21 protein-coding genes are annotated in these 21620 nt (G+C 68.1%); 11 read left to right on the top strand and 10 right to left on the bottom strand.

Annotated features, from left to right (window positions below):
• Positions 1-28 precede the first annotated feature (28 nt).
• Complete coding sequence (locus ABZ803_RS20815) at positions 29-1348, top strand: family 1 glycosylhydrolase (protein WP_357040519.1); 1320 nt, start codon at positions 29-31, stop codon at positions 1346-1348.
• 23 nt (positions 1349-1371) lie between these two features.
• Positions 1372-1566 (top strand): hypothetical protein, encoded by a 195-nt coding sequence (locus ABZ803_RS20810; protein WP_357040516.1) that lies wholly within the window; start codon positions 1372-1374, stop codon positions 1564-1566.
• Between the two features lie 5 nt (positions 1567-1571).
• Here ABZ803_RS20810 and ABZ803_RS20805 read toward each other — a convergent pair whose 3' ends face one another.
• Both ABZ803_RS20805 and ABZ803_RS20800 read right to left on the bottom strand, forming a co-directional pair.
• A complete protein-coding gene (locus ABZ803_RS20805; protein ID WP_357040739.1) occupies positions 1572-2480 on the bottom strand; it encodes a nitronate monooxygenase in 909 nt (302 codons plus the stop codon).
• A gap of 136 nt (positions 2481-2616) precedes the next feature.
• Positions 2617-3312 (bottom strand): WHG domain-containing protein, encoded by a 696-nt coding sequence (locus ABZ803_RS20800; RefSeq protein ID WP_357040513.1) that lies wholly within the window; start codon positions 3310-3312, stop codon positions 2617-2619.
• A gap of 186 nt (positions 3313-3498) precedes the next feature.
• On the opposite strand from ABZ803_RS20800, the gene ABZ803_RS20795 reads away from it, so the two are divergent.
• The 3 genes from ABZ803_RS20795 to ABZ803_RS20785 all read left to right on the top strand — a co-directional run bounded on the left by ABZ803_RS20795 (position 3499) and on the right by ABZ803_RS20785 (position 7483).
• Complete coding sequence (locus tag ABZ803_RS20795) at positions 3499-5220, top strand: GMC family oxidoreductase (RefSeq protein ID WP_357040510.1); 1722 nt, start codon at positions 3499-3501, stop codon at positions 5218-5220.
• Between the two features lie 140 nt (positions 5221-5360).
• Positions 5361-6920 (top strand): serine hydrolase, encoded by a 1560-nt coding sequence (locus ABZ803_RS20790; RefSeq protein ID WP_357040736.1) that lies wholly within the window; start codon positions 5361-5363, stop codon positions 6918-6920.
• Positions 6921-7042: 122 nt separating this feature from the next.
• On the top strand, positions 7043-7483 hold the full coding sequence (locus ABZ803_RS20785; protein WP_357040507.1) for a hypothetical protein: 441 nt from the start codon (positions 7043-7045) through the stop codon (positions 7481-7483).
• Positions 7484-7615: 132 nt separating this feature from the next.
• Here the strand turns inward: ABZ803_RS20785 and ABZ803_RS20780 are convergent, their stop codons facing one another.
• The 4 genes from ABZ803_RS20780 to ABZ803_RS20765 form a co-directional block, all read right to left on the bottom strand.
• Positions 7616-7999 (bottom strand): VOC family protein, encoded by a 384-nt coding sequence (locus ABZ803_RS20780; protein ID WP_357040504.1) that lies wholly within the window; start codon positions 7997-7999, stop codon positions 7616-7618.
• Between the two features lie 301 nt (positions 8000-8300).
• A complete protein-coding gene (locus tag ABZ803_RS20775) occupies positions 8301-9176 on the bottom strand; it encodes a DUF4231 domain-containing protein (RefSeq protein WP_062970277.1) in 876 nt (291 codons plus the stop codon).
• A 265-nt stretch (positions 9177-9441) separates the two neighbouring features.
• Positions 9442-10713: a cytochrome P450 gene (locus ABZ803_RS20770; protein ID WP_357040733.1), complete on the bottom strand. Its 1272-nt coding sequence runs from the start codon at positions 10711-10713 to the stop codon at positions 9442-9444.
• A gap of 358 nt (positions 10714-11071) precedes the next feature.
• Positions 11072-12187: a hypothetical protein gene (locus ABZ803_RS20765; RefSeq protein WP_357040500.1), complete on the bottom strand. Its 1116-nt coding sequence runs from the start codon at positions 12185-12187 to the stop codon at positions 11072-11074.
• Positions 12188-12896: 709 nt separating this feature from the next.
• Between ABZ803_RS20765 and ABZ803_RS20760 the strand changes: the two genes are divergently transcribed.
• Both ABZ803_RS20760 and ABZ803_RS20755 read left to right on the top strand, forming a co-directional pair.
• On the top strand, positions 12897-13658 hold the full coding sequence (locus ABZ803_RS20760) for a DUF4239 domain-containing protein (RefSeq protein WP_357040497.1): 762 nt from the start codon (positions 12897-12899) through the stop codon (positions 13656-13658).
• Between the two features lie 75 nt (positions 13659-13733).
• Entirely contained in the window at positions 13734-14702 is a 969-nt protein-coding gene (locus tag ABZ803_RS20755) for a hypothetical protein (protein WP_357040494.1), read from the top strand.
• Between the two features lie 55 nt (positions 14703-14757).
• On the opposite strand, the gene ABZ803_RS20750 is transcribed toward ABZ803_RS20755, so the two are convergent.
• Entirely contained in the window at positions 14758-15519 is a 762-nt protein-coding gene (locus ABZ803_RS20750; protein WP_357040491.1) for a 3-hydroxyacyl-CoA dehydrogenase, read from the bottom strand.
• 238 nt (positions 15520-15757) lie between these two features.
• Here ABZ803_RS20750 and ABZ803_RS20745 point away from each other — a divergent pair, with 238 nt between their 5' ends.
• Positions 15758-16624, top strand: coding sequence for a crotonase/enoyl-CoA hydratase family protein (locus ABZ803_RS20745; RefSeq protein WP_357040488.1), 867 nt, complete (start codon positions 15758-15760; stop codon positions 16622-16624).
• A 56-nt stretch (positions 16625-16680) separates the two neighbouring features.
• Here ABZ803_RS20745 and ABZ803_RS20740 read toward each other — a convergent pair whose 3' ends face one another.
• A complete protein-coding gene (locus tag ABZ803_RS20740; protein WP_357040485.1) occupies positions 16681-17352 on the bottom strand; it encodes a cyclase family protein in 672 nt (223 codons plus the stop codon).
• A 144-nt stretch (positions 17353-17496) separates the two neighbouring features.
• On the opposite strand from ABZ803_RS20740, the gene ABZ803_RS20735 reads away from it, so the two are divergent.
• From ABZ803_RS20735 to ABZ803_RS20725, 3 genes are all read left to right on the top strand, one after another.
• Positions 17497-17703 (top strand): hypothetical protein, encoded by a 207-nt coding sequence (locus tag ABZ803_RS20735; RefSeq protein WP_040872248.1) that lies wholly within the window; start codon positions 17497-17499, stop codon positions 17701-17703.
• Between the two features lie 153 nt (positions 17704-17856).
• Entirely contained in the window at positions 17857-18342 is a 486-nt protein-coding gene (locus tag ABZ803_RS20730) for a DUF2505 domain-containing protein (RefSeq protein ID WP_357040482.1), read from the top strand.
• A gap of 321 nt (positions 18343-18663) precedes the next feature.
• Positions 18664-19578, top strand: a complete 915-nt coding sequence (locus ABZ803_RS20725) for an alpha/beta hydrolase family protein (protein WP_357040730.1) — start codon at positions 18664-18666, stop codon at positions 19576-19578.
• A 20-nt stretch (positions 19579-19598) separates the two neighbouring features.
• On the opposite strand, the gene ABZ803_RS20720 is transcribed toward ABZ803_RS20725, so the two are convergent.
• Both ABZ803_RS20720 and ABZ803_RS20715 read right to left on the bottom strand, forming a co-directional pair.
• The gene (locus ABZ803_RS20720; protein ID WP_357040479.1) at positions 19599-20672 is read right to left on the bottom strand and encodes an LLM class flavin-dependent oxidoreductase; all 1074 of its coding nucleotides are present in this window, start codon (positions 20670-20672) and stop codon (positions 19599-19601) included.
• Entirely contained in the window at positions 20669-21499 is an 831-nt protein-coding gene (locus ABZ803_RS20715; protein ID WP_357040476.1) for a DUF1684 domain-containing protein, read from the bottom strand. The genes ABZ803_RS20720 and ABZ803_RS20715 overlap by 4 nt, the downstream gene beginning before the upstream one ends.
• Between the last annotated feature and the right edge of the window lie 121 nt (positions 21500-21620).

The raw sequence follows: 21620 nt of genomic DNA, 5'->3' as shown, positions 1-21620 counted from the left end.
CCGTCGCCCCTTTCGGAACAGGAGTTCGATGCGTTCCCACCCCCGCCGCGTCTCGGCCGCCCTCGCGGCTGTCGCCGCTGCCTTGCTCGGAGTCGCCGCTCCGGCCACGGCGCGGCCCGAGCCACCCACCGTGGTCACGCCGATGGACCCGGACTTCCTCTGGGGCGTCGCCGCGTCGGGGTACCAGTCGGAAGGCCATGCCCCAGACAGCAACTGGTCCCGTTACGTCGCGTCCGGCAAGACATCGGACCCGTATCAGGATTCGATCGACTTCTATTCGCGCTACCGCTCGGACATCGCTCTCGCCGCGGGCCTGGGCGTGAAGGTGTATCGCATCGGCATCGAGTGGGCTCGGCTTCAGCCGGAGCCGGGCAAGTGGGACCCCGAGGGATTGCGGTTCTACGACGACGTCGTCGCCGCGATCACAGCCGCGGGTATGCGCCCCATGATCACCATCGACCACTGGGTCTATCCGGGTTGGGCGGTCGACCGCGGCGGCTGGAACAACGCGGGAATCGTCGAGGACTGGCTTGCCAACGCACGCACGGTGGTCGACCGCTACGCCGAGTACAAGCCGTTGTGGGTCACGTTCAACGAGCCGACCTTCTACGTGGTGAACGAACTGCGCAACGGCGGATTGCCGCCCGCCGCCGCGCCCGCGATGCAGGACCGGATCGCCGAGGCGCACAACAGCATCTACGACTTCATTCACCGAGTTCAGCCGGACGCGATGGTGACCAGCAATGTCGCCTACATCCCGGCCGCCGAGGACGTGGTGAACAAGCCACTGGTGGACAGGATCGCCGCAAAGCTCGACTACATCGGCATCGACTACTACTACGGCCTCTCCCCCGACAGTCTCACTACCACGGGGAATCTCACCGAATTGTGGAAGAATCCGTTGCAGCCGGAAGGCATCTACTACGCGCTACAGCACTACGCGCGCCAGTTCCCCGGCAAGCCGCTCTACATCGTGGAGAACGGAATGCCCACCGAGAACGGCCTGCCACGGGCGGACGGATACGGCCGCGCCGATTCCCTCCGCGACACCGTCTACTGGTTGCAGCGCGCCAAGGCCGACGGCATCGATCTGATCGGCTACAACTACTGGAGCCTCACCGACAACTACGAGTGGGGTTCCTACACACCACGTTTCGGCCTGTACACGGTCGACGTCCGCACCGATCCGGCACTGACGCGCAAGCCCACGGACGCGGTGGCCGCGTACACGGACATCACCCGAGCCGGCGGCGTCACGCCCGGGTACCGGCCGACCCGCGCGCCGAAGGGTTGCTCTTTCGTGGACGGACCGGCAAGCTGCTCCGACCCGGTCACCGTGCCGCGGTGAATGTGGGCGAGTGGAGGTAGGCGATGACCGATGATCCGGTCGCGGTACTCCGGCGCTGGACCGACGCGGGCGGGGTCTGGCGGGTCGCCGGGCGCCGATCCGGTTCGGTCACCGTCGCGCTCTATCAATGCACCGGCGGTGAGGAAGTCGATCAACTGACCTCCTCCGATCCCGAGCTGCTCCGCTATCTCGGCGAGCGGATCAGCAGCGAGGATTGAAACGCTCAGCCCGCGACCGATCCCGTCGCTCCCGACCACAGCCGCTCCAGCACTCGAGCGGCCGGTTCCACGGAGGTCACCAGATCGACGCTCGAGCCCGCGTCGATCGGCGCGACGGCCGGATCGTTCGCGGCGAGCGCCGCCGTGAGCGCGTGCTTGGCCACCGCATCCGCGGCGAGGTCCTCCTCCCGTCCGGTCCATCGGTCGGTGAATCCGGTGCGCAGCACTCGCGCGGGAAACCTCACCGGCCACGGCAATTCCATCCCCACGTCGTAGGCGCGGGTGAGCACGGTGTCGGTACCGCGCGCGTCGAGCAGGGCTCGGCGGCCCGCATCCGACAGCAGCGATTCCGAGCACGCCGCCAGACAAGTACCGAGCCATGCGCCACTGGCCCCCGCTCGGAGTACGGCGGCGAGATCCCGCGGTGCCCCGATGCCGCCCGCCGCGAGCACCGGGACCGTCGCCACGGCCAGCACCTCGTCCAGCAGTGGCAGCAGCGGCGCGTTCACGGCGCCGTGGCCGCCGCCCTCCACGCCGCGGGCCACGAGCACACTGATGCCCGCGTCTTGCGCACGCCGCGCGTCCTGCCCGCTGTAGACCTGGGTGGCCGGGACGATTCCCGCGTCCGCGACGCGAGCCGCCCAATCCAGCTCCGTGCCGAAGCTCACCGAGATCAGAGCGGGACGAGCCTCGATCGCGACCTCCAGCAGCCGCGGCTCCCGCGCGACGACCCAATCGACGAGACCGATGCCGAACGGCCCGTCCATGCCCCGGACGTGCGGCAGTTCCCGCTCCAGCGCCGCGACCGAGCCGGCGCTGCCCATCCCGATCATGCCCAGTCCACCGGCCGCGGTCACCGCCGCGGCGAGCCGTCCGCCCGCTACGCCACCCATCGGCGCGTTGACCAGTGGCATCCGCACGCCGATCCGGCGCGCCCATGCCGTCGCCGCACTGATATCGGGTGCCGGGGGCTGTTCGGAGGAAGTCACGTGTCCCATCGCAACACACGCCGCCACGACCGATCGCGGACTCCCCCGTCGCGGGTGCGGATCACGGCCGGTGACCGAGCATGTCCAACAGCCCGTCGAGTTGCAGTTCGAACAATTCCTCCCGGTCGGCGAAGGTGTCGGCGCCGTACATGTCGAAGACGTCCGCGCTCACCGCCCCGAACAGACCGACCCAGAACGTCACGCCGCGGACGATCAGCCAGTCGGGCACCTCCAGCTGGAACTGGTCGCGAATCCGCGTGAAACTGTCCGCGAGAGCGGTGGATATCCGGGGCTCCCCCGCCGGGGCCACGAGTTCGCCTGCTCCGTATGCCCGAGCGAAGAGGGTGAGCATCGTGGCGATCACGCGGGTGCCCGGCGCGATGGTCTCGGCAGCCGGTGCGTCGTAACCGGGGACCGGCGTGCCGAACAGCAACCCGTAGCGGGCGGGTTCGGCCAGCGCCCAGCGCCATACGGTTCGCCCGAGCACCCGTAACCCGTCGATCGGATCGGCCTCGGCCGCCAGCGCGCCGTCGACCGCGTCGCCGAGCGCGTTGTAACCGTCCACGACGAGCAGGGTCAGCAACTCGTCGCGACTGCGGACGTAGCGGTACACCGCCGAGGAGACCACGCCGAGGTCGCGCGCCACCGCACGCAGCGACAGGGCGGCGGCGCCGTCGGAAGCCAGGTGCTCGCGCCCGATCCGGACGATGTCGTTCATGGTCTGGGCCCTGGCTCGGGCACGCGGTGTCGTCGGCATGACAAAACCATGCGCCATTCAGAGAGCGTTGTCAACTAATGAGAGCATCGCTCTGAAAACGGGCCGGGCAACAGCTGGCAAATCGCATTACCGCAGCGATCCGCCGTTTCCAGCCGAGTTGCGGACCGTTACTTACCGGAGAGTAGTGTTAGCCGAGTCACTGGCGACACGATCGAGGAGTTCCACATGGACCAGCGGACGACGGATTTCGACGTGCTGATCGTCGGTTCGGGGTTCGGCGGCAGCGTCACCGCGCTCCGGCTGGTGGAGAAGGGTTACAAGGTCGGCGTACTGGAGGCGGGCAGGCGCTTCGCCGACGACGAGTTGCCCGAGACCAGCTGGGAGCTGAAGAAGTTCCTGTGGGCGCCCGCCCTCGGCTGCTATGGAATCCAGCGCATCCATCCGCTGCGCAATGTCCTCATCCTCGGCGGCGCGGGCGTCGGGGGCGGTTCGTTGAATTACGCGAACACCCTGTACGTGCCCCCGGAGCCGTTCTTCCGCGACGCGCAGTGGCGTGACATCACCGATTGGCGCGACGAGCTGACCCCCTACTACGAGCGCGCGCAGCAGATGCTCGGCGTGGTCCGCAATCCGCACCTGACGCCCGCCGACGAGGTCTTCAAGGCCGTCGCCGAGGACATGGGCGTCGGCGAGACGTTCGTGCAGACTCCCGTCGGCGTGTTCTTCGGCGAGCCGGGCAAGACGGTGCCGGATCCGTACTTCGGCGGCGTCGGTCCCGAGCGCACCGGGTGCGTCGAATGCGGCGACTGCATGGTGGGCTGCAAGTACGGCGCCAAGAACACCTTGGTGAAGAACTACCTCTACCTGGCGGAAAAGGCAGGTGCCGAGATCATTCCGATGACGACGGTCACCGAGCTGCGTCCGCATCCCGATGGCACCTGGGACGTGTCCACCGCCCGCACGGGCGCGTGGCTTCGCAAGCAGCCCCGTACGCTCACCGCTTCGCACGTCGTGCTCGCCGCGGGCACGCGCGGCACGCAGAAGCTGCTGTTCGCCATGCGCGACAAAAAGGTATTGCCGGACCTGTCCGATCGGCTCGGCATGCTCACGCGCACCAACTCGGAATCGATCGTCGGCGCGGCCACCAAGAAGGTGCGCCCCGGCGTCGACTTCACCAAGGGCGTCGCGATCACCTCGTCCATCCATCCCACCCCGGACACGCACATCGAGCCGGTCCGCTACGGCAAGGGCTCCAACGCCATGGGCCTGCTCCAGACGCTCATGGTGGACGGCGGTGGGCGCATCCCGCGCTGGCTGCGCTTCCTGGGCCTGGTACTGCGGCATCCGATGAACCTGCTCAGCTTCCTGAGCACCAGGAACTGGAGCGAACGGACCATCATCTCGCTGGTCATGCAGCACCTGGACAATTCGATCACCACTTACACCAAGCGCGGCCTGTTCGGCCGCAAGCTCACCAGCAGACAGGGCCACGGCGAGCCCAATCCCACCTGGATCCCGGTGGGCAACGACGTCACCAGGCGGGTCGCGGAGAAGATCGGCGGCATCGCGGGCGGCAGCTGGGGCGAGATCTTCAACATCCCGCTCACGGCCCATTTCCTGGGCGGAGCCGTGATCGGAGCCGACGCCGAGCACGGCGTGATCGACGCCTATCACCGCGTCTACGGCTACCCCACGCTCAGCGTGGTCGACGGCGCGGCGGTCTCGGCCAATCTGGGCGTCAACCCGTCGCTGACGATCACCGCGCAGGCCGAACGCGCGGCGGCGTACTGGCCCAACAAGGGTGAGGTGGACACCCGCCCCTTGGTGGGCACGGGATACCGTCGTATCGCTCCCGTGGCACCGGTGAACCCGGTTGTTCCGGCGAGTTCACCCGCGGCTCTGGTGCTTCCGATCGTGCAGATCCGGGAGACGCCCGCCGCCGGGTAGGTCAGCGGCCGGACCCTGACGCCAGAACACGCCACGCAGCTATCTCTGCTCAACTAGCCTTTATCTGGTCTTTTGTCCTTACGACAGCCAGGAGGCGACCGGTGAGCACACGGCGGCGCGGATGGCTCGCTCCCACGGCGATGGCGGCGGCCGTCCTTCTCGCCCTCACCGGGTGCGGCGGCGACGAAGCGGACTCCACCGAGGCGGCAGCACCGTCCGGTTCCACGGTGCTGCCCGACCGGTTCGCCGGTGTGCCGATACCGGACGGACGGATCGACGACGCCGTGGGTGAACTGGACGACCTCGCCGAGAGCCTGCTCACCGCTTCGGGCATTCCCGGCATGGCGGTCGCCGTGGTGCACGGTGGAAAGGTGGTGTACAGCAGGGGCTTCGGCGTCCGCGACGTCGTGACCGAGGAGAAGGTGGACCCGGATACGGTCTTCCAGCTCGCGTCGCTGTCCAAGCCGGTCGGAGCGACGGTCGTGGCTCGCCGGATCGCCGCGGGGGGTGTCGAATGGGACACCCCGGTACACCGGCTGCTGCCGTCCTTCGCGCTCGCCGATCCCTACGTCACCGAGCACGTCACGGTCGGCGACCTGTACGCGCACCGCTCCGGATTGCCCGATCACGCGGGTGACCTGCTGGAGGACCTCGGCTACGACCGCGGACAGATTCTCGACCGGCTCCGGCTGCTGCCGCTGGGCGCCTTCCGGGACTCCTACGAATACACCAATTTCGGGCTGACCGCAGCCGCTGTCGCCGTGGCCACGGCCGCGGGAACCGACTGGGAGACGTTGTCCGAACAGACGATCTACCGCCCGCTCGGCATGACATCGACCAGCTCCCGCTTCGCCGACTTCGCGGCTCGCGCGAACCGGGCCGAGGGGCACGTTCTGGTCGACGGGAAGTACGAGCCCGCCAATCCCCAGCGTCAGCCGGACGCCCAGTCTCCGGCGGGAGGGGTCAGTTCCTCGGTCGCCGACCTGGCCAAATGGATGACGATGGTGCTCGCGAACGGCTCTGCGGGTGGCTCCGTCCTGGTGCCACCGGAGGATCTTCTGCCCGCCATCTCCCCGCAGGCGGTGTCGGCGCCCCCGAAGACGCCCGACGCGCGCGGCGGGTTCTACGGATTCGGTTTCAACGTCGGCGATTCCGCCTCGGGCCGGGTCGTACTCGGTCACTCGGGGGCGTTCGGCCTCGGTGCGGGCACGGCGTTCACCCTGATTCCCTCCGCCGACGTCGGCATCGTGACACTCACCAACGCGGCACCGATCGGTGTGCCGGAAACGCTGAACGCGGAGTTCGCCGACCTGGTCCAGTTCGGGAAGATCCAGCAGGACTGGCGCTCGCTCTATCGAACAGCATTCCAGCCGCTGGGCGCCCCGGCAGGGGCGCTGGCAGGCAAGCAGCCGCCCGCCGACGCCGCTCCCGCTCGACCGTCCGCCTCGTATACGGGCACCTACGACAATCCCTACTACGGCCCGGCGACAGTCGCCGCCACCGGCGATTCCCTGACCCTCGGTCTGGGCCCGAACAATATGACCTTCCCACTGAAGCACTGGGACGGCGACAGTTTCGTCTTCACACCGGCCGGAGAAAACGCCAACCACGGCTCGGTCTCCCGGGCGACCTTCGAGGACGGCAAGCTCACCCTCGAGTACTACGACACCGAACACCTCGGCGTGTTCACCCGTAGGTGACTTCCCCGGCCGTGAGCCCGCGGCCGGGATGTGTGCCCCTCGCTGGGCGCTGTCGGCCCCCTCTCCGAGGGTTTGCTGCCGACAGTTCCGGGAAGTCGCTGAATGCAGGAGAGGAGGCAGTGATGACCGAACCGAACGAGACCTACGACCCGCCGCAGGACACTGGGGCACCCGACTCGGTCGAATCCGATCCGGCGGCGCTCAGCAGCGCCGAGGATCTCGACGAGGACCGACTGCGTTCCGACCCGCTGGAGGCCGGAATGGACCCACCGGAACACTGGAGCGGCGTCACGAAGTACGGCGTGACACCGTGGGAGCAAGCTCATCCGCGACCGATCGGGGACCGGCTCGCCGAGGAGGAACCGGACGTCGATCCGAACCGCGTCCCCGAGACGGCGGAAAGCGGGAGACCCGAGGACGACGACCACAGGCTGAAAAACATCACCTCCGACAGCGACCGCGTGCCGGTCGACCTGCCCTACGAGGAACAGATCGGTGTCGCCGCCGACGTCGCGGGCGGATCGGTGGCCGACGACATCCGTCGACCGGCACCGCCCGAATGAGAGGCGGCGTGCGAGGTTGATCGGCAGGCACTCGCCACGACCCGGCCGATCCACCCGCAGGGCATTCGTCGCATATCGCATGATCGCCGTAAAAGTGACAGGCCGGGCAGGATGCCCGGCCTGTCCGGCTCCTTACTCGTCCGGGAGCCATACCAGACAGAAGGTGTGCCCCACCGGGTCGGCGTAAACACGGAACGCTCCGTCGGTTTCGCCTTGCACGAGTGTCGCCCCCAAGGCGAGCGCCGCCGGTTCTGCTTGCTCGATGTCGTCCACCAACACGTCGAAATGCACCTGCTGCGACGCCTCGGGGTCCGGGAAGCGTGGCGGTTCGTACTGCGGCGCCGTCTGAAACGCGATGCGCCTGCCCGAGTTCTCGACCAGCACCACCCAGTCGTCGTCATCGCCCTCGAGCAGCTCTCCCCCGAGCAGGTCCCGGTAGAACCCGGCGAGTTTTCGCGGTTCGGGGCAGTCCAGCACGACGCTGCGCAACTGTCCGACCGCATTGTTCGATGTCATACTCCGACCTCCTGACCTACGCCATTCGTCGATGCCTACCCGCCCCGACCGGCGACAAACGCGGCAGCACAGGCAGGCTCACCGCTCGCCTCCTGGATTCGGCCGCACGATCCGGCGCGGACCGACCGAATGCAACGGCCCGCCCGGCGTCACGCTTCCGCCGGACGGGCCGCTTCCCCGTTCGCCATGCGACGCCGCCACGTCCCACAGCATGATCATGATAAGCACTGTCCCCGGTCAAATCCGGCAGCCACGCCGGACCATCGGACGTCCGATGAAAGACGGCTGCCGGTCGCGGGTGCTATTCGCCGTGCGACGCTCGCCACATAGTATGTTCGCGGCTGATCGCTTCCTCGGCGTCGGATACGGCGTCCGCCCAGGCTGCTTCGGTGCTGTTCTGTTCCAGCACTTCGGCGACGATGCTCAGTTCGTTCGAGGCGACGGCATAGGCAGCGGCGCCGGTGCTGTGCTGGCGGGCCGACGACCAAGCGGCCAGACCGGCGACGGCGGCCGCGAAAATGCCTGCTAGATCGAAAGCGACCGCGTTGAACGCCTTCGCCAGCGCGCCGGCCACACCGGCCACCTCGAAAACGAGTGCCAGCGTGCCGTATACCTGCGATCTGCGCTGGTGGTAGCCGGATTTCGCCGCGTACCACCGTTGTTGTTCCCTGATGCGATCGTCCAGATAGACGCGGCGCCGTTCGTCGAACGGAGCCGAACGCAGCTGCCGCATGCGGTCGGTGATGGTCGGCGCGGTGGTCGGCCGCAGGGCGAGCGCCGAGATGTCCTGGCGCAGCAACATGATGCGCTCGATCAGCATCCGATCGGCCTCGGCCGGGGACAGCGTCCCGACGAAGGGCGCGCCCCGCACCGCGTACTTCCAGGTCAAGGTCTTCACCGACTCGGCGAGCGCGCGACCTTCGTACCAGGACTTACCCGGACGGCCGCGCAGGACGCCCACGTCGACGGCGAGGATTCCGACGAAGGCCATGGCGGTCAGGATGGCCGCTACATCCGTACGCGCGGAGCCGACGCGAACGGTGAACGCCGCGCACGCCGCCGCCAGCACCGCCAGCCAGAGCCGAGCTCCGTAGGCGCGGAGATAGAACTTCTGGCCGTACAGCGACGCCGTGTCCGCGGACTGGAACAGCCCGGGGTAGTCGTCAGCGTGCCGCACGGGCCGCGAGGCGCGTTCGAATCGACATGGCCGAAGCGTAACAAGAAACCGGTGTCGCTCGAATCCGTTTGCGCTGCTCGGGAATTGCGAACTTCTCCAGCACGGCGCACCGTCCCGCCCTGTGCCGACGAACATCCACACCGACGTCCGCACCCGCTGTATCGTCGACCACTTCCGTCGCCGCACCAGTGGACCGGGAACAGCCCGGGCACATCGTTGTCATCTCACGCGGGGTCGGCCGTTCGGTGGCCGGCCGCGACCCGTCCTACCCGATACGCACCGGCGCGGACCTCGGGAAGACGACCGGCAAAGCCGTCAGAGCCCGGTGGAACGGGCCCGGTCGCCATTGCAGTTCGTTCTTGGGCCTGGCCAATTGGATTTCGGGCAGGGCGTCGAACAGCTGATCGATGGCGTTCTGCACCGTCATGTACGCGACGGATTTGGCCGGGCAGGCGTGCGGGCCCGCGCTCCATGCCAGATGGGAGCGGTTGCCGATCCGGCTGCCGCCGGGTTCGTCGGACCCGCGGATCTCCGGATCGTTGTTGCAACCGGCGAGACTGATGACGACCGGCTGGTCCGCGGGCAACCAGACACCGTCGACCATGATCGGCTGCCGCGGATACGTCGTGCAGAAGTTCGCCATCGGCGGGTCGTTGAACAAGACCTCGTCGAGAGCGTCGGTGGTCGACAGATTGCGTCCGAGGACGTCGCCGAAGCGGAACCGGTCGTCGGTGATCATCAGCAGCACCGCGTTCGTGATCAGATTGCGCTGCGCTTCGAAACCGGCACCGTAGAAGCTCATGAGCTGGGCGAAGATCTCGATGTCGTCGAGGTCGGTGGTGTGATGCGCCAGCCGTGAGGTGACGTCGTCGCCCGGTTCCCGGCGCTTGAGCCGGATGAGCTGCATCAACGCTTCCTTGAGCATTTTCATGCCCTCGGGGCCCCGGACGGTGTCGAAGCGGGCGGCCATGCCGGTCGCGACCCGCTCGCCGATCTCGCCCGGGCAACCGACCATCTCGTTGAGGACGCCGAGAACGAGCGGAAACGCGTACTGGGTCACCAGGTCGGCGGACCCGGCTTCACAGAAGGAATTGATCAGCGGGACAGCGAGCTTCTCGACCGTAGTCGGCACGTCGAACAAATCGATCCCGTCGATGGCGTCGACGGACGCATGCCGATAGCGGTCGTGCGCGAGGCCGGTGTTGTACCGCGCGGCCGGATACCACTCCATCATCGGCCGCACGGGCGAATCCGCGGGGATGGTCTTCTGCCATGTGCGGGGATCGGCGGGGAAATGGTCGGGATCGCTGAGGATGCGCACCGCCGTCTGGTAGCCGATCACCAGGGTGGCAGGCACACCGGGCGCCAACTCGATCGGGACCAGCGAGCCGTGCTTACGGCGCATCTCCCGGTACGCGAGATGCGGATCCGCGACGAACTCCTTGGTGTACAGCTCGACGCGCGGCGCGTCCGTCTCCGTCGGGGATCCGTGCTGGACGGGGCACGCTCCGGTTCCAGTGGTGTGCGGCGCGGCCATCGGGGACTGTGGTGTGGTCAAGAACGTGACTCCAGGTTATGGAACAGCAATTCGACGATCGTGGTCAGTGAGCGGGTACACGTGCCTGCCGAGACCTGTTATCCAGAGTTCGGCGACCCGCCTACGCTAGCAACATAGCAACGCTCCGGTCGTGCCGCCGACGAAGACGGCACCGGCGAACACGCGAGAGCGGGTTCGCGACAACGCAATTCGACGCATCCGACGGCCATACCTCAGCGGAGGCGCTGGTCGGCAGCCGAGCGCACGGTGGTCGCGGGCCTGCCCGAGTTCGTCCTCGACGCGCGGAGGACGTGGCACGCCGCCCGCGGTCACCGGCCGCTGGCTATCGCCGCGCGGATCACGGTTGGCGTTCGTCACCGACGCCGGTCAACGAGACCGTGGTAGCGACCGCCTGCTTCGCGGCGTCGACGGTGCATCGGCCGAGGCCGCAGGCGGTGGCGACACCGTAGGCCGCGCGTCCGGCCGCCTCTTCGAAGAGAGCGAGCGCGCGGGCGCTGTCCTCGCGGGAGTCCGGGGAGACGACACCGGCGATCACTCTCCACTCGGCGTCGAGCTTGCGCAGCGGTGCGTAGAACCGCGGATCCAGCGGTGCCGGTTCGGCACCGTAGGCGCACGGGATGTGCACCGGGGGTAGTCGCGTCCCCTGTTTGTTCAGCAACCGCGCGGTACGACGCAGCAACTTCACCGCCGGGGTGAGACTGCGCGGAGTCAGCAGGCTCTTGTGCTGATAGTCGCCGTAGCACAGGTGCACGATCGCTTCCGCCCCGACCTCGTGCATCCGCCCGAGAAAACCGGCGAGCTGCCGGGCGACGAGCGGCGCCAGTGCCCATTGCGAACGTAGTTGCTCGGCTTTGACCATGCTCAGCAGCGCGATGGGCGACTCCACCTGAAAGACGACGCGGTCGCCGTACCGCTCGACGACCTGGGTCATCTCCTGCAATACGGCTTCGGTGAACACCGGTAGGTGCCGCAGCGCATCGACCACGAACCGGGAACCACGCACCGCCGGGCCGACGGGGAGCCCAGCGGAGACGGCCGCGCCCGCGAACACGAACATCGCGAGGTCCAGCGGATTGGGCTGACTTATCTGCACTTTCACCCCGGCCAGCTCGGGCCGGTCGCTGCGCAGCGCTTCGAACGTCTCCAGGACCTGGCCGATGCGCTCGACGCGGTCCATCGAGACGTGCCGCGGCTCCAGCGTGCACCCGGGCCGCACACCGTAGCTGGGGAAATCGCTGTAGTCGGTGTATTCGCCCGCCCGGACGATCTCGAAGACGTCGGCGTGCTGCTTGCGCGTACGCAGGTAGTCGAAGATCCAGTCCGGATCGAGGTCGCAGGGCACCGCCGTGACCGGCCGTCCCTCGCTGTGGTCGGCAAACCATTGCATGACGGCACGATCACCCGTCATCAGTTCGGCAGGAAGGGTGCCGACATAATGCGCGAATCTGGTCATCTGTGGCTCTTCTGTTGTCCGGACGCGGGTTTCGCGGCCCAGGGCAGTTCTGTTACGCCGATCGGTAGCTGTGCAAAGCGTACACGGCCCCGCTGCGATCACGCATCCCTCATGTTCCCACGCTATGGAGAAGCCGGGGACAGCTGCGGCCATCCGCACTGCCATGATCTATCTCCGAAATTTCGCCACACGCAGCTGGATTCGCGGTCTACCATCAATGGCGTCCAGAATGATCTGCTGGGTAGAAGATTTCCACGGCGCCCGGTTCGCACGGGCACCGTGTCGCGTATCGATTTGCTGTGCACCACTGATCTGATCCGACCGAACGCAGACTCTCGGCAGCTCCATCGTCGACGGTCTCGGAATCCATCTCGGGGGTGAGGGCCACGCATGACCATCGAAGTGCTCGGGTCGAGACAGTTCCGGCTCGTCTCCTGACGGATACCTGATGTGCGTCTCGACGAGTTCGCGGGATCGCGTCATGTCCGATCCGCGGGACTGAGAACCCGATCAGCTCCGAGACGACCCCGCTCGTGAGATACGAACCGACGCAGAACAACTGAGGACCGGCGCACGATCCGACCTCGGATCCGGCCGACCCGGCGGTGCTCGATACACACCATGCACCAACCCCTGTAGTGCGACAGGCCTGCGGAACGTCGCCGACGCGGCGGTCGCGAGAACCTCTCAGACAGAACGGAGTCCCCGCATGGCCTTCGAATTTCTCGTGCCCGCTCTCACCGCGCTCGTCGCGGTGATCGTCTTCGTGGCCGGGGATCGCCTACATCCGAAGACCTGGCGGCAGACCGACGACGACACGGTCGGCGCGTTGGTGCTCAACCTGATCAACACGATCTTCATGGCGGTGGTGGCGTTCATCGTGGTGATCGCCTGGCAGCAGTACGACAACGCGCGCAACCACACCATCGCCGAAGCCAAGGCGCTCATCGATACCTACTGGGCCGCGCATGGAATGCCCGAGCCCGACCACACGCGAATCCAGGGCCTGGTGCGCGATTACACCGAGCAAGTCCTCACCGAGGAATGGACCGTCATGGCCGACGACGGTCATCTCAGTCAATCCACCCAGAACACCCTCGACGCCCTGCGCGACGCGGTGGGCGCGGTGGACACCGCGGACGCCGAAGTCGACACGCTTCGTACCAGCGCCCTGACCAGCCTCGACGCCGTGGCCCAAGCGCGCGCCGATCGTGCGCTGGACGCAGGCTACCGGGTTCCCGGGTTCCTCTATCTGGCCATGTGGATCTGCACGGTCCTCCTGCTGTTCAGCGTGGTCCTCTCCGGTGTGCAGATCACCAAGCGCAGTGTCGTGACCACCGCGCTGCTCGGCGCCATCGTCGGTGTGGTGATCCGGGCGATCTACAACCTCGACGAGCCGTTCTCCGGTGGCAACGTGGTCCCGAAGGAAGCCTTCGAACTCGCTCTGTCCCGGTATCAGCACACCACGTGACCTTCCGGCCCGGTTTCGACTACGACGAGGCGACTGCACATGCGACACAACCGCGATGCGACTCGAACACATCGGTTGGCACGGGGATTGGCCACCGCGATGCTGCCGCTGACCCTTGCGGCACTCGCGGCTCCACCGCTGGAAGCATCAGCGGACCCGCTGCCCTGGCTGCCCCTCGGCGACCTGGCGACGGGGAGTTCGGGCGCAGCCCCCGGCTCCTACCCCGTGGGCACCTTGCCCGGCAATGGTTCCAGCCTCGACGCAGGCACCCCGTCATCCGGCAGTGCCTCGGGCCTCGATGCCGAGGGCGCGACCAGCGGTGGGTCTTTGGCTCTCGGTCCGGTTCGGTTGCCTTCCGGCAGCGCCGGTCGTCCGGCAAGCGGCAGCGCCGAGACCGGTGGCGCTCGTGGCGGGCTTCTCGCCACCGGGCGTGCGCAACTCGACGACGGCGCATCCCGCGCGGCGGACACGACGGCCCACCCGGGCATCACGGCGAGTAGTCCGGCCGAGTCGCTGCAACTCGACACGGGCAGCGTCCAGTCGGCATGCACCGGCAGTGCCGCGACGGGCAGCGCGTTACTCGTGCTCGGGCTCGCGACCGGCAGCGGCTTCGGCTCCCTCGGGTCCAGCCTCATCGGCCCGGGATCGAGCCTCGTCGGTACCGGGTCGAGTGGATCGGCCCTCGGCAGCGCGGGCGTCGGCAGCGCCTTCTCCGGCAGCGCGTTGCTGACCTGCTTGTTGCTGCTTCCCACCCCGCCGCCGGTGCCAATGAGGCCACTCGAACTCGGCCCGCCCGCCCCCGAATTCCGTATCGTTCCGTCACCGGCCGCTATCGCGACGCAGACACCGCAACAGGCCGAACGCCCCCTCGCCGCGCTGCCCTCGTACCCACCCAACCGTCAACGGGGGAAGGACGTGCAAGCCGCCGAACCGCCCCGAGACCCTGCCGTATGGAACCTCATGAGGCTCATGACGGTCTTGGTGGTCACAGTCATCACTGTCGTCGGTATCCGTATATCACCCGGCCCCAGACGAACCCGCTGACCGAGCGAGAGGGAGGCCGCACTCGCCCGGTTCACGCCCTTGCGCAGCACCTACCTCAGCGCGGTGCCATCCGGATGGCACCGTCGAGGCGGATGGTCTCGCCGTTGAGCATCGGGTTCTCCACGATGTGCCGCGCGAGCGCGGCGTATTCGGCCGGATCGCCGAGTCGCGAGGGGTGCGGGACCTGTGCGCCCAGGGAGGCGATGGCCTCGTCGGGCAGCGTGGCGAACAGCGGAGTGTGGAACAGTCCGGGCGCGATGGTCACCACCCGGATCTTGATCGCCGCGAGGTCACGCGCCACCGGCAGGGTCAGGCCCACGATCCCGCCCTTGGAGGCCGAGTACGCCGCCTGCCCGATCTGGCCGTCGAACGCCGCCACCGACGCGGTGTTGATGATGACGCCCCGCTCCTCGCCCACCGGATCGGTCTCGGCGATCCGTTCGGCGGCAAGCCGGATCACGTTGAAGGTGCCGACCAGGTTGACATTGATCACCTTGGTGAAGTCCGCCAACGGGAATGCCCCGTTCTTGCCCACGGTCTTGATGGCATTGCCGATGCCCGCGCAGTTCACCGCGATGCGCAGGTCGCCCAGCTCCTGCGCGGCATCGAGGGCGGCGGTGACCTGCTCTTCGTTCGTGACGTCGGCCGCGGCGAAGACCACGCCGTCGCCGAGCTCCTTGGCGACGGCCTCGCCGGAGGACGACGGCAGGTCGACGATCACAACCTTCGCGCCCTTGCCGTGCAGCTCCCGCACAGTCGCCAAGCCGAGTCCCGACGCACCACCGGTCACCGCCGCGACCGCGTTGCTGATCTCCATCCCACTCCTCTTCTCCGGGTTGCCGAACAACGGCGCGAAACGCCGGCCGACTGGTTTCCGCTGCCGCCCCGGGACGGGGAGCCAGGTGTCGTCACCAATCGGCACACGGCGACAGGCTAACCGTCCACAGCGCACTAAGTAAACAGCCATTCTCATTCGAGTCGGCACTATCGCCGTCCCGGGCGGTGCGAACCCCCGGCAGGAGCAGGGATGTCGGCGAGATGGCAAGCTGTCCGGTATGGCCGATATTCGCCTGGACGTCTCCGACGCCATCGCCACCATCACCCTCGACCGCCCCCAGCAGCTCAACGCGTTCACCACCGCCATGGGGACCGAGTTGATCGCGGCCTTCGACACCTGCGACCGCGACGATCGAATTCGAGCGGTGATCATCACGGGCGCCGGACGCGCCTTCTGCGCGGGCGCGGATCTGTCGGCGGGTGCGGAGACCTTCGTCGCGGGCGATGCGGACGCGGCGGAATCCTTCCGGGACACCGGCGGTGAGGTCGTCCTGCGTATGTTCGAATCCCGCAAACCCGTCATCGCCGCCGTCAACGGACCCGCCGTCGGCGTCGGAATCACCATGACGCTCGCGGCGGACTTCCGGCTGGCCGTCGACAACGCCCGCATCGGGTTCGTCTTCAATCGCCGCGGCATCGTTCCCGAGTCCTGTTCCAGTTGGTTCCTGCCCCGCCTGGTGCCGATGCAGACCGCGCTGGACTGGGTGTACTCGGGCCGTCTCGTCGAGGCGGACGAAGCGCTCGACGCGGGATTGTTCTCCGCGCTGTATCCCGCGGAGACACTGCTCGACGAGGCTCGCGCACTCGCCCGCCGGGTTACCGAACATTCCGCGCCCGTGTCGGTGGCGCTGTCGCGGCAGATGCTGTGGCGCAACCTCGGAGCCGAGCACCCGATGATCGCCCACCGCATCGAATCTCGCGGTATCTACCACCGGGGCGCCGCCGCCGACGCCAGGGAAGGCGTGACGGCCTTCCTGGAGAAGCGGCCCGCCCGATTCCCCGACAGCGTCGCGCGCGACCTCCCGGACATCTTCGGCGACGATCTGGCGGTCCCGCCGTTCCGGCCTCGAGATCCTCAGCGGTAAAAGGTGACTCGGAGTGCGCGATCCGGTCGTCGGCGGGTACCGAATCGAAAGGTTCCTCAGTCGCCCACTGCGCCGTGCTCGATCCACGCCACGGCGCGCAGCGGAAACGAGCCCGTCCCGCGCACCGGCGCGGGCAGCGCGACCAGCCTGGCGCCGGTGTCGGGCACCGCGTCCAGATTCGTCATCTGCTCGATGATCGGAATGCCCGCACCGAGCAGCGTGTGGTGACACGGCCGCGTCGGCAAGGACGTGTCGTCGACGTCGGACGAGTCGATTCCCACCAGTGCCGCATTGGCGGCGACCAGCGCCTCGGCGACCTCCCCGACCAGGAAGGGATGGCCGGGCCCTCGATACGCGGACGATCCCCATCTCCCCGACCAACCGGTGTGCACGAGCACCGCTTTGCCCCACAAGCGCGCGGGATCGCCCAGCACGTCCGGCCCGACCGCGCGGCGGCCCGACGCGCGGATCATCACGATCGGCACGTTGAACAACCGCTCCAACGGGAGCTCGGCGATGTCGGCGCCGCCGGCGTGGAAATGGAAAGGCGCGTCGATGTAGGTGCCCGTGGGGCCGACCATGTCCACGCGGGCGATGTGGTAGCTCATGTCGATCAGCGGCGATCGGTCGCGTGCCACAGCCGTCGTGACACGCGGTGCGGGCAGGCTCGGATCGATGAGCATGCCGTCCGAGACAGGATGGGACAGCTCCACGATCGCTCGGCTCATACCAGGGACGGTACCGCGCAGCCGATGTAGTCGGGCGAGGCGCGACGACACGGGAGTGACTCACGGTGCGTCCGAACTCGCCGGTGGAAATCGGCTGATGCGCGCGGGCCTCGAGAGGCGCAGAATGGAAACCGGAAGGTCATCATGCGACTGCTACAGGGTCTACTCGGTCCGATACTGGGGATCCTCACGGCCGTGCTCGGCACGGTTCTGGGGTTGGTCGCCGCTGTGCTGTGGCTCGTCGGCGCGGTGCTGTGCGTGACGATCATCCTGCTTCCGCTGGGCATCCCGGTCATCAAACTCGCCCGCCGTCTGTTCACACTGTCCCGGCAGCTGATGCGTCTCCCCTGAAGGCTGCCGCCGCTGTCGGCCGAACGGACACCGATCTGGTAGCGCCTGCTGCCGAACCTTTTGTTTCCCAGGGCGTTTCAGTGGGTTTCCGGCGCGGCGGCGTCGGCGGTTCACCGGTGGTGAAGGGCCTGGCAGCAGGTAGCGTGTGCCGGTATGGCGACCCCCTTGGCGTATACGGCCACCTACTCCCATTCGGCCGACGCGCTTCGTGCGGCGCTGGCCGACGAGCAGTACTGGAAAGACCGCATCGAGGAGGTCGGCGGGGCCGACGCACAGCTCGTCGAGTTCGACGCCGCCGAGGACCGCCTGCACGTGCGGATGGTGCAGACCGTTCCGGCGGCGGAGCTGCCCAACGCCGTCACCGCGGTGCGGCCCGAGGGCCTGGTCATCACCCGCTCCGAGACCTACACCCGCGAGGGCGGCAGTTTCGAGGCCCGCGTCGAGGGTGTGCCCGCCCAGGTGAGCGGCACCGTCCGGCTCACCGAGAGCGATACAGCGGCCGAGGCGGTGGTGGCCGGTGCCGCCGAAGTCGGTATCCCGTTGTTCGGCAAGAAGATCGAGGCAGCCATGGTGACCCGGCTACTCGACATGCTGGCCACGGAGGCGGAGTTCACCGATACCTGGATCACCGACCACTGACCGTGGCCATCGGCGTTCGTGGCCCGGTCCAGGCGATGACGTTTTGTGGCCGTTCCCAGCGAGACCCCGGGCGCAGTGGCCATCGCCCCCAACAAGCGCGACGCCGCCTTGCCCGCCGGGCACGCGCGGCCTACCGTGGGCCTGTTTCGTCCAGCCTCCCCAGGAAGGCCGTGTGTGAATTCCCCTGCCCCGCCGTCCTACCCCCGTGGCGCGGCGCGGACCGCGCGGCTGGTGGCGGCGCTGAGCATCGTCGTCCTCGGGTTCGCGACCGGTGCGGCCGGACCGGTGAGCGCCCAACCGGAACTTCCGTCGCCGATCGGCATGCTTCCCGATCGACCGCATATCGCCGGTGCGACCGCCGGCCCGGGACGGCTGGTCGAGCTGAGGGTCCACTCCGCCGCGATGGCGAACGAGGTGACCATCCGTGTCCTGCCTGCCGCCGACAGATCGGCGCCCGCGCCCACCCTGTACCTGCTGAACGGGATCGACGGCGGGGCTGACGGAAACTGGCTCAGCCGCACGGATGTGGTGGAGTTCTTCCGGGACAAGCAAGTCAACGTGGTGATCCCGTTCGGCGGCGCCAGCTCCTATTTCACGGACTGGCGTGCGGATGATCCGATGCTGGGACGGCAGCGGTGGGCCACGTTCCTGACTCGGGAACTGCCGCCGATCGTGGACGCGGAGTTCGGGGGCAACGGGACGAACGCGATCGCGGGCATCTCGATGGCGGGCACCTCGGTGTTCCAGCTGGCCTTGGCCGCCCCCGGGTTGTATCGGGCCATCGGCTCGTATTCCGGGTGTGTGCGCACCAGCGATCCGCAGGGTCAAGTGATCGTGAGCGCGGTGGTGGGCGGACGCCGGGGCAACGTCGTGAACATGTGGGGCCCGCCGACGGATCCCGCGTGGGCGGCCAACGACCCGTATCTGCACGCGGACGAGCTGCGCGGTACCGCGATCTATGTCGCGAGCGGGACCGGCGCGCCCGGTCCGTACGACACCCTCGACAGTGCCGGGATCGAGCACAGCCCCGGCAAGCTGATCGACCAGCTCCTCATCGGCGGCGCCCTGGAGACATTCGCCGAACGCTGCACCCGTCAGCTGCGCGAAAGGCTGGATCAGCTGGCCATTCCCGCCACCTTCGAGCTGCGCGGCAACGGCACCCATTCCTGGTCGTACTGGCAGGAAGACCTGCACAGCTCGTGGCCCGGGTTCGCCGCCGCACTCGGCACGGCCTGAAGCGACCGGCGCCGCTCGGATCAAGCGGGTGCGGCCACCTCACCGGCGTCGCGCTCGACGCCGGAGCGGATCGACGCGGGCCGATGCCCCAGGGCCGGGGCGATCAGCTCCACGGTGTCGTGCAAGATCTGTTCGTAGTCGGCACGGCGGAACTCGTAGGGCAGCTCCAGCCGCAGCTCCGAGGTCTGCGCGAGCACCGGATCGGCCCGCAGCCGGTCGATGATCTCCTCGGCGGGGCCGACCAGGTCCGGGGCGAACAGGACACGCCGCTCCCCCTGTGGCGCCAGGGTGCGCTCGTACCTGCTCGCCGCGTACTGCCGGTACCGCTCGCGAGTCGAGCGGTCGGCGCTGTCGAACGGGACGATCACCCGCCCTACCGCGACCCGGGCGGGCCGGGCCGGATCCACCAGTCGGCGGTACTCGCCGAGCAAGCTCGATTGGGTGGTGGCGAAATCGTCGCTGCGGTCGCCGAAGACGATGTTCCCTGTGAGCAGGTTCAGCCCGCTCTCCGCCGCCCAGCGGACCGAACGGATGCTCGCCCCGCCGTACCAGAGCCGATCGATCAAGCCGGGATTGTGCGGCTGCAACCGGGGACGCTGAGTGTTGCCCGGCGAGTGGATCACCGTGTCCGCGGCACCGAGAAAGTCACCGCGCAGGTTCTCGATCAGCCGGGTGATCCGTCCGTAGGACAGGTCGTAGGAGCGCCAGTCTCCGTCGAAGACCAGGTCGCCGATCAAGTCGGCATGCGGCGGGGTGCCCGCGCTGAAGCCTGCTTGCAACCGGCCCCGCGACAGCACATCGGCCAGTGACAGATCCTCGGCCAGCCGGAACGGGCTCTCGTAACCGATGGGAATCACGGCCGTGCCCAATTGGATTCGGCTGGTGCGCTGACTCGCCGCGGCCAGGAACACCGCGGCCGACCCGACGCCGTGCTCGAGATGACGCTGCCGGATCCACGCACCGTCTAAGCCGAGGCTCTCGCCGTACTCGAACAGCCGCAGCGTGTCCTCGAGCCCCGCGTAGGGATCGTCGTCGGGGTAGTTGCCCGGCGTCAGGAACGACAACGTCCTGATCCCGGATGTGTTGTCGCTCATCGGGTTCCGCCGCGCTCGTAGGGAAGCTTCGCACCGGCTTCGATCGCGAGCGGCAGGCGGTTCTCCGCCGGCGGCAACGGGCAGGTCGCCAGGTCGGTGTAGGCGCACGGCAGGTTCGCGGATCGGTTGAAGTCCAGCCGCACCGATCCGTCGTCACCGGGCGGGGGCAGGTGCAGGACGCGATTGGCGGCGTAAGTGGTGACCCCCGAGGTCTGGTCGGTGAACAGTACGGTCAGGCTGCCGGGATCCTTGCCGGGGAACGCGGTCAGGCGCAGCGCCCGGCCGTCCAGCTCGAACTCCACCTGGCCCGGCGCGTCATAAACGTGTTCGAGTCCTTCGACGGCGGCGCCGACCGTGGTGGCCCGCGGCTCGGGGAAGGCGACATAGCGGCCGGTGACCACCCACTTCGGGTGCGGCGAGTAGGCGGGCGTGCCGTGAAATGCCGTGCGCAGCGGGTTGTCCGGGTGGCGCGGGCGAACGATGTCGTACCCGCCGCGCTTGGCCACCTCGATCACCGCGTCACCCCATACGGCGTTCACGCCACCGCGTTCGGGGATGGCGCCGAAGACATGCCGACCGCGCACCGATACCCCGTCGACCACCAACTCGTCACCGTCATCGAGAACCACTGCGACGCCGTCGGCGCCGGTGGACCAAGCGCCCGGCGCGTCGGGGAATCGTTGTGGCTCTTCGGTGAGCCAGTGCAGCGCGGTGATGGCCAGGAATCCGTGCGGGTCGGCAAGTCGCGACTCCTGCGTGCGGTGCCAGTCCTGCCAGTCGGCGACGAAGGCGTCGGTCGGAGTTGCGGCGGTGGCCTGCGCTGTCATGTGGTGCTCCTGGTCTGAGGCTCTGCCTGTTCCCGGGTCGGCGCTGTCGAAGACCGGCGCCTCGGTCGCGCCGCTCTCGGCAGTCCGAGGCCGACACGTCTCCGGTCGAGGCGTCGGCGGC

The sequence above is a fragment of the Nocardia sp. NPDC047648 genome, from assembly GCF_040642815.1.
GTDB lineage: Bacteria > Actinomycetota > Actinomycetes > Mycobacteriales > Mycobacteriaceae > Nocardia > Nocardia gamkensis.
The sequence above is the reverse complement of the archived record's forward strand: the minus strand, read 5'-3'. Positions and strand labels throughout refer to the sequence as shown.

Coding starts and splice junctions, on each gene's coding strand:
- ABZ803_RS20730 (WP_357040482.1), top strand. CDS start 17,857: ATGGCGACCCCCTTGGCGTATACGGCCACCTACTCCCATTCGGCCGAC.
- ABZ803_RS20715 (WP_357040476.1), bottom strand. CDS start 21,499: ATGACAGCGCAGGCCACCGCCGCAACTCCGACCGACGCCTTCGTCGCC.
- ABZ803_RS20805 (WP_357040739.1), bottom strand. CDS start 2,480: ATGCCACTGGTCAACGCGCCGATGGGTGGCGTAGCGGGCGGACGGCTC.
- ABZ803_RS20750 (WP_357040491.1), bottom strand. CDS start 15,519: ATGGAGATCAGCAACGCGGTCGCGGCGGTGACCGGTGGTGCGTCGGGA.
- ABZ803_RS20745 (WP_357040488.1), top strand. CDS start 15,758: ATGGCCGATATTCGCCTGGACGTCTCCGACGCCATCGCCACCATCACC.
- ABZ803_RS20785 (WP_357040507.1), top strand. CDS start 7,043: ATGACCGAACCGAACGAGACCTACGACCCGCCGCAGGACACTGGGGCA.
- ABZ803_RS20810 (WP_357040516.1), top strand. CDS start 1,372: ATGACCGATGATCCGGTCGCGGTACTCCGGCGCTGGACCGACGCGGGC.
- ABZ803_RS20790 (WP_357040736.1), top strand. CDS start 5,361: ATGGCGGCGGCCGTCCTTCTCGCCCTCACCGGGTGCGGCGGCGACGAA.
- ABZ803_RS20765 (WP_357040500.1), bottom strand. CDS start 12,187: ATGACCAGATTCGCGCATTATGTCGGCACCCTTCCTGCCGAACTGATG.
- ABZ803_RS20795 (WP_357040510.1), top strand. CDS start 3,499: ATGGACCAGCGGACGACGGATTTCGACGTGCTGATCGTCGGTTCGGGG.
- ABZ803_RS20770 (WP_357040733.1), bottom strand. CDS start 10,713: ATGGCCGCGCCGCACACCACTGGAACCGGAGCGTGCCCCGTCCAGCAC.
- ABZ803_RS20815 (WP_357040519.1), top strand. CDS start 29: ATGCGTTCCCACCCCCGCCGCGTCTCGGCCGCCCTCGCGGCTGTCGCC.
- ABZ803_RS20760 (WP_357040497.1), top strand. CDS start 12,897: ATGGCCTTCGAATTTCTCGTGCCCGCTCTCACCGCGCTCGTCGCGGTG.
- ABZ803_RS20800 (WP_357040513.1), bottom strand. CDS start 3,312: ATGCCGACGACACCGCGTGCCCGAGCCAGGGCCCAGACCATGAACGAC.
- ABZ803_RS20735 (WP_040872248.1), top strand. CDS start 17,497: ATGCGACTGCTACAGGGTCTACTCGGTCCGATACTGGGGATCCTCACG.
- ABZ803_RS20780 (WP_357040504.1), bottom strand. CDS start 7,999: ATGACATCGAACAATGCGGTCGGACAGTTGCGCAGCGTCGTGCTGGAC.
- ABZ803_RS20725 (WP_357040730.1), top strand. CDS start 18,664: ATGCTTCCCGATCGACCGCATATCGCCGGTGCGACCGCCGGCCCGGGA.
- ABZ803_RS20720 (WP_357040479.1), bottom strand. CDS start 20,672: ATGAGCGACAACACATCCGGGATCAGGACGTTGTCGTTCCTGACGCCG.
- ABZ803_RS20740 (WP_357040485.1), bottom strand. CDS start 17,352: ATGAGCCGAGCGATCGTGGAGCTGTCCCATCCTGTCTCGGACGGCATG.